The organism is Hydrotalea sp. AMD, assembly GCF_004100315.1.
In the GTDB taxonomy this organism is placed as follows: Bacteria; Bacteroidota; Bacteroidia; order Chitinophagales; family Chitinophagaceae; genus Hydrotalea; species Hydrotalea flava.
Genome location: NZ_SCKY01000001.1, coordinates 291808 through 304514, shown reverse-complemented (window position 1 = coordinate 304514; position 12707 = coordinate 291808). Strand labels below are relative to the sequence as shown.

The 12707-nt window shown below is 36.8% G+C and carries 11 protein-coding genes; 7 read left to right on the top strand and 4 right to left on the bottom strand.

Annotated elements, in window-relative coordinates:
- Positions 1–154: 154 nt before the first annotated feature.
- Positions 155–2053, top strand: a complete 1899-nt coding sequence (locus EO766_RS01340) for an ABC-F family ATP-binding cassette domain-containing protein (protein WP_075051819.1) — start codon at positions 155–157, stop codon at positions 2051–2053.
- 58 nt (positions 2054–2111) lie between these two features.
- Here EO766_RS01340 and EO766_RS01335 read toward each other — a convergent pair whose 3' ends face one another.
- The gene (locus tag EO766_RS01335) at positions 2112–2357 is read right to left on the bottom strand and encodes an FKBP-type peptidyl-prolyl cis-trans isomerase (RefSeq protein ID WP_353744802.1); all 246 of its coding nucleotides are present in this window, start codon (positions 2355–2357) and stop codon (positions 2112–2114) included.
- A gap of 277 nt (positions 2358–2634) precedes the next feature.
- On the opposite strand from EO766_RS01335, the gene EO766_RS01330 reads away from it, so the two are divergent.
- From EO766_RS01330 to EO766_RS01320, 3 genes are all read left to right on the top strand, one after another.
- Entirely contained in the window at positions 2635–3279 is a 645-nt protein-coding gene (locus tag EO766_RS01330; RefSeq protein WP_218331029.1) for a potassium channel family protein, read from the top strand.
- Between the two features lie 64 nt (positions 3280–3343).
- Positions 3344–3646, top strand: a complete 303-nt coding sequence (locus EO766_RS01325; protein ID WP_218331030.1) for a cation:proton antiporter regulatory subunit — start codon at positions 3344–3346, stop codon at positions 3644–3646.
- Positions 3647–3703: 57 nt separating this feature from the next.
- On the top strand, positions 3704–4693 hold the full coding sequence (locus tag EO766_RS01320) for an aldo/keto reductase (RefSeq protein WP_287100630.1): 990 nt from the start codon (positions 3704–3706) through the stop codon (positions 4691–4693).
- A gap of 119 nt (positions 4694–4812) precedes the next feature.
- Here the strand turns inward: EO766_RS01320 and EO766_RS01315 are convergent, their stop codons facing one another.
- Positions 4813–5859 carry an NAD(P)-dependent alcohol dehydrogenase gene (locus tag EO766_RS01315; RefSeq protein WP_218331032.1) on the bottom strand — a complete coding sequence of 349 codons (1047 nt, stop codon included), beginning with the start codon at positions 5857–5859 and terminating at the stop codon, positions 4813–4815.
- A gap of 207 nt (positions 5860–6066) precedes the next feature.
- Here EO766_RS01315 and EO766_RS01310 point away from each other — a divergent pair, with 207 nt between their 5' ends.
- Complete coding sequence (locus tag EO766_RS01310; RefSeq protein ID WP_218331033.1) at positions 6067–6567, top strand: DUF4399 domain-containing protein; 501 nt, start codon at positions 6067–6069, stop codon at positions 6565–6567.
- Positions 6568–6641: 74 nt separating this feature from the next.
- On the opposite strand, the gene EO766_RS01305 is transcribed toward EO766_RS01310, so the two are convergent.
- Together EO766_RS01305 and EO766_RS01300 are read right to left on the bottom strand one after the other, a co-directional pair.
- Positions 6642–7475, bottom strand: coding sequence for a CvfB family protein (locus EO766_RS01305; protein ID WP_228733173.1), 834 nt, complete (start codon positions 7473–7475; stop codon positions 6642–6644).
- Between the two features lie 108 nt (positions 7476–7583).
- Positions 7584–9041, bottom strand: coding sequence for a M20/M25/M40 family metallo-hydrolase (locus EO766_RS01300; RefSeq protein WP_218331034.1), 1458 nt, complete (start codon positions 9039–9041; stop codon positions 7584–7586).
- A 185-nt stretch (positions 9042–9226) separates the two neighbouring features.
- Between EO766_RS01300 and EO766_RS01295 the strand changes: the two genes are divergently transcribed.
- Together EO766_RS01295 and EO766_RS01290 are read left to right on the top strand one after the other, a co-directional pair.
- Positions 9227–10213: an acyl-ACP desaturase gene (locus tag EO766_RS01295; RefSeq protein ID WP_218331035.1), complete on the top strand. Its 987-nt coding sequence runs from the start codon at positions 9227–9229 to the stop codon at positions 10211–10213.
- Positions 10214–10438: 225 nt separating this feature from the next.
- Complete coding sequence (locus EO766_RS01290; protein ID WP_287100629.1) at positions 10439–12703, top strand: hypothetical protein; 2265 nt, start codon at positions 10439–10441, stop codon at positions 12701–12703.
- The last annotated feature ends 4 nt before the right edge of the window (positions 12704–12707 follow it).

The following is a 12707-nucleotide window of genomic DNA, read 5'->3' as shown; positions in this document are numbered from 1 at the left end:
CGCAAAAATAAACAGATACTTGCAATCATTCATCTATGTTCATTTCACTGAGAACATGCGCTCATTTCATTAAAGCGGAATATATTGTTGAAAGATGTTGGCGTATTGTGCTGAACCTTGCGGTTTAACCTGTATCAGGCAGTATATTTGCAGCATGCATTATGTTTCTGTAGAAGGACTTACAAAGAGTTATGGGATCAATCCCTTGTTTAAAAATATTTCATTTCACATTAATGAAGGAGATAAAATAGCATTGATTGCCAGAAATGGAGTAGGCAAGTCAACCTTACTGCGTATTTTAAATGGGGATGAAACAGCTGATTCCGGCACCATTTTTATACACAAAGATGTTACCGTAGCATTGTTTGAGCAGGAACCCAAATTTGAAGAACATTTAACGGTATTGGAAAATATATTCTCATCTGATCATCCCGTTATGAATGTAATCAGGGCTTATGAAGCTGCGGCTGATAAAGAAGATGGAGAGACAATGGCCGAATTGTTCGAAAAAATGGATACTTATCAGGCATGGGATTTTGAAGTGAAGGTAAAACAGATTTTAACCAAATTAAACATTCATCATTTAGAACAACCGGTTAGTGCATTGAGTGGCGGGCAAAGAAAAAGAGTAGCCCTGGCAAAAACTTTAATTAACATAGGTTTTAATCATCAACATACTTTGTTAATGATGGATGAACCTACCAACCATTTGGATGTTGAAATGATTGAGTGGCTCGAAAATTATTTAAGTCAGCAGAATGTTACCTTATTATTGGTTACCCACGACCGCTATTTTTTAGATACCGTTACCGAAGAAATTTGGGAATTGGAACGTGAAAATATGTATGTGTATAAAGGTAATTATGAAAACTATCTGGAACGAAAAGCGGCACGTATTGAAAGTGAATTAGCCAGTATTGACAAAGCAAAAAATCAATACCGGAAAGAATTGGAATGGATGCGTAAGCAACCAAAAGCACGCACCACCAAAAGCAAAAGCAGGCAGGATAATTTTTATGAAGTAGAAGCCAAAGCCAAACAAAGAATAGAAGATGCCCAATTGCAATTAAACGTAAAAATGAGCAGGCTGGGAGGTAAGATTGTTGAAATGAAAAAAGTATACAAAAGCTATGGAAATCTTAATGTATTAAAAGGGTTTGATTATACATTTTCAAAAGGGGAGCGTATTGGTATTGTAGGAAAAAATGGGGTAGGAAAAAGTACATTTTTAAATGTGTTGCAACAAATTGAACCAACCGATAGTGGTAAAATCAATATAGGCGATACGGTGTTATTTGGAAATTTTTCACAAGCCGGATTAGTGATTAAAGAAAATATGCGGGTAATTGAATATGTAAAAACTTTTGCAGAAAGCTTCCCCTTGGCCAATGGTGGCTCTATTAGCGCTGCGCAGTTTTTAGAATTGTTTCTTTTTACTCCTGATAAACAATATACTTATTTGCAATCGTTGAGTGGTGGTGAAAAAAAACGCCTGCAGTTATTAATTGTGCTTTTTCAAAATCCTAATTTTTTAATTTTAGATGAACCTACCAATGATTTAGATTTACCAACATTGGCCGTTCTGGAGCAGTTTTTAAGCGAATACCAAGGTTGTGTGTTAATTGTAAGTCACGATCGCTATTTTATGGATCGGTTGGTAGATCATTTATTTATTTTTGAAGGAGATGGCGTTATACGCGATTTTCCTGGAAATTACACCCAATACCGTATCTGGCTAAAAGATCAGGAAAAGAAAACACTGAATATGGTGAGCCCATTGTCTGAAACAAAGGAAGAAAAAGGCGGAAAAAATAAAACAGAAAGCACAACTGAAGAAAAAAAGAAATTTAGCTTCAAAGAGAAACGTGAGTTTGAATTGTTAGAACAAGAAATTGTTGCACTGGAAGAACAGAAAAATGAACTCACCACCAAAATGAGTAGCGGTAATTTAGATTTTGACGCTTTACAACAATTGAGTCAGCAAATGATTGAAATAACCAACATGCTTTCATTGAAAGAAAACCGCTGGCTTGAATTAAGTGAAAAAATGTAGCAGTAAAAATTAATTGATATGAATTAACTCCACTTCAAAAATAAGGATGCTGTTGGGATCAATGGCAGCACTTACCTGGCCTGTCGCCATAGCCTAAATGTGGCGGTATAAACAATCTCCATATACTTCCTGTGGGCATTAATTGCAAAGCTTCGGTCCATCTTTTTATAACCCTGTTTAATGGAAAACTGGCTGGCGTACCTCGTTGCACACTGCTGTCAAAAACAGTTCCATCAATCAGCTTTCCATGGTAATGGCAGGTTACTGTATCCGTAGCTAATGGCTTTTCTCTATTCCCGGCAATTAGAATTTCATACTGAAGCCCATCCGGAAGTGTAACTACATTATTTCTTTTGGCATTTTCTACAAGAAATTGAAGTACCGGCTGCTAAATTTTCAGTTGCTTTTTTCGATTTCCATTGAAATAATTTATCAGAAAGGCTCACTTTTTTTTTGTTACAAACTTAACCGTAAACAATGTAAACCATTTACTTGTGTAGAAATAAACTTAATTTTATTGTCTGAAAAGTATTGTGGTAATGGCTTGCAATTGCTGCTGAGTTCTAAAAAATCATATTATATTGAAACGTATACATCCTTTAGTTATTTGGGCGGGCATCATCATTATCATCCTTACCATTGGCGTTTTAGGATTTATGCTGGTTGAGCACTGGTCGTTTTTAGATGCGTTGTATATGACCATCATTACCATTACTTCCGTTGGCTATCAGGAAATTAAACCACTATCTGATAATGTAAAAATATTTAATATTATTTTTATCATTGGTTCTTTTTCAACTTTTACCTATGCGTTGGCCAGTTTAACCCGCTATATTATTAGTGGTGAAATGCAATTGTATTTTAAAAGCAAAAAAATTATGAGCAGTTTAGATAACCTTCGCAATCATGTAATTGTATGTGGTTTTGGCCGAAATGGTCAGAAGGCAGCCATTACGTTAATGGACCAACAAATTCCATTTGTAGTAATTGAACCGGAAGAACGCAATACCAGGGAGTTTATCATTGAGTATTCTAATTTCATTTTTATTATTGGTGATGTTACGGAAGATGCTTTGTTAAAAAAAGCAGGAATTGAACAGGCAGTTAGTTTAATCACTACTTTACTCGATGATGCGGATAATGTTTTTATTGTTTTATCAGCCTATTCTTTAAATAGTCATTTACAAATAATCAGTAGGGCATCTTTTAATTCTGCAGTAGCTTAACTATTAACTAAAAAAAGCTGGTGCCAAAAATGTAATTATGCCCAATAAAATTGGTGGTTAACACATGGCTACCATTGTATCAAAACCCGATGTAGTTGCATTTATTGATTATTTAACGGGCCATGAAGATGAAAGTATGAATATAGAATCGGTAGGGTATGAGCAATTACCTGCAGCCATTCGTAATAGCACTTTACAACAAATTATGGATTGGCAAAAAACAGGTGTGAATTGTATTGGTATCAAACAAAAAAATGGAAGGTTTTTGATCAATCCGCCGGAAAATACTGTTATTTCAGACGGTATGAAATTAATTATTTTAGGCTCTAAGCAACAAATTCATAAAATGAAATTGAATCTTGGTTAAATAGGCTGAGCCGATTTTGAGGGATGAAATTGAATTATTCATTTTAAATATTCATTTATGAAACAAAAAAAATTAGGCAGCCAGGGAATTCTGGCATCTGAATTGGGTTTGGGATGTATGGGTATGAGTGAATTTTATGGCCGGGCAGATGACAACGAAAACATAAAAGTGTTGCATCATGCATTGGAAATTGGTGTCAATTTTTGGGATACCGCCGATATGTACGGTCCGTACACCAATGAAATTTTGGTTGGAAAAGCACTAAAAGGTCATCGTTCTGCGGTAACACTGGCAACAAAATTTGGTATTGTACGTAGTGGTGCCGATCACCAAACACGAGCATTAAACGGTACACCTGCGTACGTAAAACAAGCCTGTGAAGCCAGCTTAAAGAGATTAAATACCGATGTAATTGATTTGTATTATTTACACCGTCGCGATCCGAAAACGCCTATTGAAGATACGGTTGGTGCCATGGCCGAATTGGTAAAAGAAGGTAAAATTAGGGGTATTGGTTTAAGTGAAGTATCTGTTGAAACTTTACATAAAGCCCATGCCGTTCATCCTATTACTGCCGTTCAGAGTGAATATTCATTATGGTCAAGAGAACCTGAGGAAGGTATGTTAGCTGCATGCAGCTCAATGGGTATTGCATTTGTACCATACAGCCCCTTAGGCAGAGGATTTTTAACAGGGCAGTTTAAAAAGTTTGAAGATTTTGCGCTGGATGATTATCGTAGATTTTCACCGCGTTTTCAGGGAGAAAATTTTACCAGAAACTTGCAATTGGTTGAAAAAATTGCAGAATTGGCAAAACAGAAAAATTGTACACCTGCTCAATTGGCACTAGCTTGGGTGATGGCACAAGGCGATTATATTTTTCCCATTCCCGGTACCAAAAAAATAAAGTATTTGGATGAAAACATTGGTGCTTTAGCGGTGCAGCTTACTAAAGATGACTTGGCGGCAATTGATGCTGTGTTTCCTAAAAATGCAGCAGCTGGTACAAGGTATCCGGAGAGTATGATGGGTACTTTGAACGGGTAAAATTTCGTATTGCTTTTGTTCAATTCATTGCTTTCTGCAATCATTGTATTGCAATATTTTTATAAAATAAAAAAGCCTGTTTGCTTTTGGCAACAGGCTTTTGTTTGGTTGAGCTTTACTTATTTTTTTAAGGAAGCAATATCAATTACAAAACGATAGCGTACATCGCTCTTTAACACTCTTTCATATGCTTCATTTACATAATCAATATTAATTACTTCAACATCTGATACAATATTGTGTTCACCACAAAAGTCTAGCATTTCCTGCGTTTCTTTAATACCACCAATTAATGAACCAATGATACTTCTTCTTTTGGCAATTAAGTTAAAAGCAGGTACTTGAGATGGAGTAGGGGGAACGCCCACTACAATCATAGTTCCATTTGTTCTTAAAAGTGGCAGGTAAGTATTGTAGTCATGCGGAGCAGAAACGGTATTTAAAATAAAATCGAAGGTGTTTTCTAATTGCTGCATGGTTGCTTTGTCGGATGTTAATGCAAAATGGTGTGCACCCAAACGTTCAGCATCTGCTTTTTTTGAGGGTGATGAACTGAGCATGGTTACTTCAGCTCCGAAAGCAACAGCAAATTTTACAGCCATGTGTCCAAGTCCACCTAAGCCTAAAACGGCTACTTTGTCGCCTTTTTTAACGCCAACATAGCGTAAAGGTGAATAGGTGGTAATACCGGCGCATAATAGTGGTGCTACACCTACTAATGGTAAATTGGCAGGTATTTTTAAAGTGTATTGTTCATCTACAACAATTTGAGTAGAATAGCCGCCATAAGTAGGTTTACCTTCTTTGTCCAGTGAATTGTAAGTGCCAATCATACCTGTATCGCAATATTGTTCTAATCCATCTAAGCAATTTTGGCAGGTACGGCAGGAGTCTACAAAACATCCTACACCGGCTAAATCACCAACTTTAAAGTTTTTAACATGATTGCCTACATGCGTAATTCTACCTACAATTTCGTGTCCGGGTACCATGGGGTAAATTGAGTTACCCCATTCATTTCGTACCTGATGAATATCGGAGTGGCAAACACCACAATACAATATTTCAATTTGTACATCATGTGGGCCGGGTGTTCTTCTTTCTAACTGAAAAGGTGTTAAAGGGGTTGTTGCTGCCTGTGCGGCATAAGCTTTTGTTGCTGTCATATTCATGAATTGATTTGTTACAGAAAAGAAACAAAAGTAACGCATAATGGTTTAAAAAAGGTGCAGAACTGTTAAAGTGGAAAACAAGTCTAATTGTTTTTTAATGAAAATTATAAGTACTTATCCGTGATACTTGCTAACTTTATTCACTTCAAACAAAGCATATCATGCTAAATTATGCATTTACCAACTTAAAAAATAATACATATGCGTAAGTTTTTATTTGTTTCGGCGGCAGCAATGATTGTTTTTACTGCCTGTAATTCCGGCTCAGAATCGGCCGCTTCTAAAGATTCAATGGCTGCAAAAGCAACAGATACTGCTGCTAAAATGGAAGAAGCCATACCTCCTGTGCCTGCTATCCCTGCAGGAGCAAAAGTGTTTTTTAAAAATTTAAAAGATGGACAATCGGTAACTTCACCACTTAAAATTGAAATGGGTGCTGAAGGTATTAGTGTAGATTCATCAGGCCATGTGGTTGCCAATTCAGGGCACCATCATTTGTTAATTGATAGTGGAGATTCTATTCCAATAGGTGTAGTGGTTCCAAAAGATAGTCTGCATTTGCATTTTGGGAATGCACAAAAAGAAACCACCATTCAGTTAGCACCTGGTAAACACCGTTTGGCTTTACAGTTTGCAGATGGTATTCATCGTTCTTATGGAAGTAAATTATCTGCTGCCATTACGGTGAATGTTAAAAAATAAATGATATTTTTTTGGGTACTAAAAAAGCCTCACTGCAATGTGGGGCTTTTTTGTAAGTAGGTATTTGGATAAGGTTAACCAATTAATTCAATGCCATTTTCGGTTAAGGTAATTTTCTTTTTTTTGTATAATGTGCCTACTACCATTTTAAAAGTTTTTTTACTCATTCCAAATACCTTATAAATTTCTTCAGGTGCTGATTTATCGTGGTACGGTAAGAAGCCTTTGTTTTGTTGAAGCAAATGCAGAATGTGTTCACTTTCGTCGGCAACTTTTTGAAATCCGGGTTTGCCTAATGCCACATCAATTTTATTATCGGGTAATATGTTTTTGATATAGCCTTCATATATTTTACCAATCACCAAATCTTTAAACACTTCATTATCATGCAGCAAGCCAACGTGTTGCTGATTGATGATCATGCTATATCCAAGATCTGTTTTGCGATAAGCCATTAGTTGCACCATTTCTTTTTCTGAAACAGTTAATATCTCATTACTTAAAAAATGGTCTATTTTTTCAGATGCTGCAATTCTATTACTCTGCTGGTCAATATAAATTTTAACCAAATAAGTATCACCAGTTCGCATTCCCATTATTTGTTGCGATTTTGCAACAAATAAATCTTTCATTAAACCCCAATCTAAAAAAGCTCCGGCGCCTGTTGCACTTACACATTTTAATAAAACAATATCGCCAACAATTCCTTTTGGATCCTGGGTGGTGGCAATGAGTCTGTTGTCTGAATCGTGGTAAACAAATACTTTTAAACTGTCTCCAATTTTTAGTTCCGGTGGTGCAAAGCGCTTCGGTAATAAAATACCTTCTCCACCATCATCCATATAAAAACCAAAGTCCACTTTTCTGCTAACGGTAAGGGTATTGTATTTTCCAAGTTCTATCATCATTGCTGTAGAATTAATCGGTGAAAATAACAAAGCTTTTTTAATATAACATATAAAACTGAAAGCAGTTATTATTTATTTAAATTTTTTTTCATAAAACTCCCATTATAATCAATGAACCAATCCTGCACTGGTTTCAATAACCGTTCTGTAGAAATTGTAATATCTTCTGTAATCGGCAATGGGCAACCGTTCATTCAATCCGTGAAAACCTTTACTATCCATCAATGCAGAAAAATTAACCACACCATTACTTATTTTTCGATAACTTCTGCTATCTGTAGCACCTATCATAATAAATGGAACAGGTATTACATCATCTACCACATCTGTAATAGCCTGTTGTACAGCTAAAAATGCAGGGCCATGTGTATCAGTAGCAGCAGAAGGTTCTGTATTAAAATCGCCTGTAACAGTAATGTGTACCCTTTCATCCTGAATGGTATTTTTCATAAATTGAATTACATCATGGGTTGTTTCTCCCGAAAGAATTCTGGAATTTACAATAGCAGTTGCAATGGTCGGTATTACATTTTCTCTTACACCACTTTCCAGAATAGTGGGTACAATCGTTGTTCTGATCATGGCATTGCTTTCAGGGCTGGCAGATAGTACTCTTTTATCTGCCCATGCAAATAACCATTGATTGGTGAGTAGTACTTTATTGAAAAAATTGGTAGAAGAAGCGCCTGCCCTGTCTAAAAACGTAGCAACCGGTTCGGTAATGGTTGCAGGCATTTGTGTGCTGCGCAATTTGTATAAAGCCCTTGATAATACATCGATTGCTGTTTCTCTGGCGGGTTTGGAAGAATGCCCGCCAGGAATACTTACTTTTAATTGAAAAGTAGCATATCCTTTTTCTGCCACACCAATAAACGCAATGGGACGAGGTATATCTTTTATTTTTTCAGTACTGATTTCGCCACCCTCATCAATAACCAGATCTGCACGTATACCTCTTTTTTGCAAAGTATCTACAATAGCTATTGCACCGGTTCCGGTAGATTCTTCATTGTGTCCAAAGCAGAGTAAAACTGTTCGTTTAGGTTGATAGCCTTCTTTTAATAACTGTTCTACGGTTTCTAAAATAGAAACGACACCCGATTTATCATCTACCGATCCGCGACCCCAAATAGCACTGTCTGCCACTACGCCACTAAATGGTGGATGCTGCCACATGGTAACCGAGGCTTGTTCAACCGGTACCACATCATAATGGCCCATTAATATAATGGGTGCTAGTGTTTTGTCGGTTCCATCCCATTGGTACACATAACTATAGCCATTTACTACGGTTCTTTTCAGTTGCTGATGAATGAGCGGGTAAGCATTGGTTAGAAATTGATTGAATTGGGTGAAATGCAAGGTGTCGATATGCAGGGTATCTTCCGGCGATATAGTAGGTATTTGAACTGCCCGGCTCATGTGTACAATAGCCGAGTCGGGTAATGGCAATAATGCTTTTGCTTTTTGTGCAGGCCAGGGTTTTTGAAAAACAGTGTGGAGAATAAGGGTAATCAGCAAGACTAAAAAAGATGCCATTAAGATTTTAATCCAATTATATTTCATAAGTGTAGTAGTGTTGGTTTTTTGAAGTAAAATAATGCATTGCACCTACCATTTACTGTTGATGTAAAAAGCATTTAATCATTATTTTGTTGAACAGAAAATAAAATTAACCAAGTTGTGTGATTGAAGAGCATAAATGTAGCTTAACTTTGTGCTTATTTGTTAACTTAATTATAATTGTAACCTTGTTAGAGATTAAAAAAGCTTCCCGGAAAGAAGTAATGTTGCATTTGTCAAAAGAAATGGATGACATTATTGAGACTTATTTAAAACCAATTGACGAAAATTGGCAGCCCGGCGATTTTTTGCCCCAAAGTAATCATCCCGATTTTATTGATGAAATCAAAGAAATACAGAAGGAGTGTAAAGAATTACCGTACGATTATTTAGCGGTATTGGTAGGTGATATTATTACAGAAGAAGCATTGCCCACCTATGAAGGGTGGTTAATGCAGGTAGATGGTATTGCAAATCAGGAACCGCACGGCTGGAGCCGGTGGGTCAGAATGTGGTCGGCAGAAGAAAACCGGCACGGCGATTTGCTGAATATGTTTATTTATTTATCTGGCAGGGTAGATATGCGTCAAATGCAAATCAGTACGCAATATCTTATTGCAGATGGAATGGATATTGGCGTTGCTAATGATCCTTATTTGAATTTTGTATATACCTCATTTCAGGAAACGGCTACACAAATTTCGCACAGAAGAACTGCAACAATGGCCAAGAAATATGGTAATAACCGCTTGTCTAAAATTTGTGGTGTTATAGCAGGCGATGAAGCCCGGCATGCAAAAGCATATAAAAGTTTTATTGAAAAAATATTTGAAATAGATACCAGTGAAATGATGTTAGCATTTGAAGATATGATGCGTAAAAAAATTGTAATGCCTGCACATTTTTTACGACAACAGGGCGAAAAAATTGGTGCAACATTTTCTCATTTCAGTGATGCCGCACAACGGTTAGGTGTTTACACTTCTAAAGATTATACTGATATTGTTGAAACCCTTGTAAAAGAATGGGGTATTGAATACATGACGGGTTTAACCGATAAGGCTGAAAAAGCCCGTGATTATTTAATGAATTTACCTGCCCGATTTAGAAAAGTGGCAGAGCGCACTGCTATAAAAGCGCCATTAGAATATGAATTTAACTGGATTTACCGATAATATTTATATAGAAATTTTAAAAAGCAGATCTTGTTGGGTCTGCTTTTTTATTTGGCAGGAATCTTGCTTAGATAGCTTGAAGAATTGAATTAGAAAGAAACGTTAAACTATTGTATTTTATCTTATTTTTTTGCCGGATAGTTTAATAGTTCTGCCTTTTTTAAAGTCTATGTAATATTGTCGCAGCATTATGTAACTAATTTTACTTTTTTAAAATTTGAGTGTATGAAAAAATTACGCCTATTTTTTAGCCCTTTACTTTTTGTTGCTTTTTTGATATTACATTCGGCAGTAATGGCGCAGGATAATACAGAATGGCCAAAAGTGATTACTGCCAATGATGGATCAATCATTAAAGTTTATCAGCCAGAACCTGAGTCTTTATCCGGTGATATTTTGAAATTTCGTGCAGTAGTATCTGTACAAAATTCAGATAGTCAAGATCCTTTGTTTGGAACTTTTTGGTCTGTAGCAACCATTTCAACCGATAGAGATACTCGATTGGTGCATTTTGTATATACACGGGTGCCCAATTTAAAATTAAGCAGCGATAGTGACGTAAATCGTATTGCCTACTTAAAAACAACTTTAGAAACACAATTGCCACAGGCAGGAATTACATTGCCTATGGATCAGTTATTAACCCAGTTAGATAATAATATAGAAAAGCATAAGTTGGCGCAAAATTTTGATAATAATCCGCCTCATATTATTTATGCTAACCGACCTTCTATATTGGTGTTAGTAGATGGTGAGCCTAAAATGAAAAAAAATCCGAATTGGGGATTAGATGCCGTTGTTAATACCCCTTATACCATTGTAAGGAATACCGATGGACAGTTTTATTTATATGGTGCCAAACATTGGTATCGTGCCCCAACTGCAACGGGGCCATTCTCTCCGGCAAATAATCCTCCGGCAAACTTATCTAAAATTGCCAGTGATGTAGATGCAGCCAATGATGCACAAGCAGGCTATAGTAGTAATGCAGAAAAAAGTGATGATAATGTATATACCGGCTATTCCGATATCATTGTAAGTACCCAACCTGCCGAATTAATTCAAACCAATGGCCAGGCGAATATGGTGCCGATTGATAATACTGCTTTATTGTACGCAGCCAATAGCAGCAATGATATTTTTCTGGATACTCATACACAGCAATATTATATTTTAATTTCTGGAAGATGGTATACTTCCAATAATTTAAACGGAAACTGGCAAAACATTGAAGCAAATAATATTCCTAATGATTTTACTAAAATTCCTGAAGGTTCACCGAAAGATAATGTTTTAGCCAGTGTGCCCGGAACCTATGCCGCCAAAGAGGCGATTATAGATGCACAGATACCCCAAACAGCGAAAGTAGACAGAAATAAAGCTGCAACTGAAGTAACTTATGATGGTGATCCACAATTTAAACCCATTGAAGGTACCCATATGCAGTACGCTGTTAATACTGCCTCTTCTGTTGTGAGATATGGTAACCAGTATTATACTGTGGAAAGTGGCGTTTGGTTTGTAGCACCTTCACCCAACGGCCCCTGGTCTGTTGCCACTGAACGTCCTGCTGAAATTGATATTATTCCGCCCAGTTATCCGGTATACAATTTAAAATATGTGTATATCTATGATGTTACTCCCGATTGGGTGTATATGGGCTATACCCCGGGTTATTTAAACACATTTGTGTATGGGCCTACAGTTGTGTATGGTACCGGTTATTATTACAGGCCCTGGTGGGGTAACTATTATTACCCCAAGCCATATACATGGGGTTTTAATATGATGTATAATCCCTGGTACGGATGGGGTATGGGCTTTAATTATAGTTTTGGCTGGTTTAATATTGGCTTTGGTACCAGTATCTGGAATGAATGGGCCGGCGGCTGGTGGGGCCCAAGAATTTATCATCCACCTTATTGCTGGTCGCCACGCAATTATGGTTTTTATGGAAGAAATGTAGGTGGAGGTGGTTTTGCCAGAAGACCTATAATTGTTAACAACAATCGTTTTGTAACCAACAATATTTACAATTACCGGCATGATGTAATTACCAACAACAGAATGGTATATAATAACAGCAATGTGAATGTCAGAAACGATCGTTACAATTACGATAGAGCTAATATTCGAAATAACAATTATGGTAATGATAGAAATATAAGAGGGGTACATGTTCAACCCAATATGCCCAATAATGTAGCAGGAGAAAATAATATTTTATCTGACAGACAGGGAAATGTGTATAGAAACCAGCAAGGCAAATGGGAACAAAGAATCCCCCAACGGCAATGGGCACCCGTTAATAACAATTATCAGGAAATTATTAGAAATTTAGATCGGCAGCAGGCAATGCAGCAAAGAGGACAAACGAGGTTTCAAAATTTCCAAATCAACCGGCCGCCACCAGTACAACGTTCAGCACCGGCACCATCCAGAGGTGGCGGCGGCTGGAACAATAACAGAGGTGAGAGAGGCGGACATTAATCCT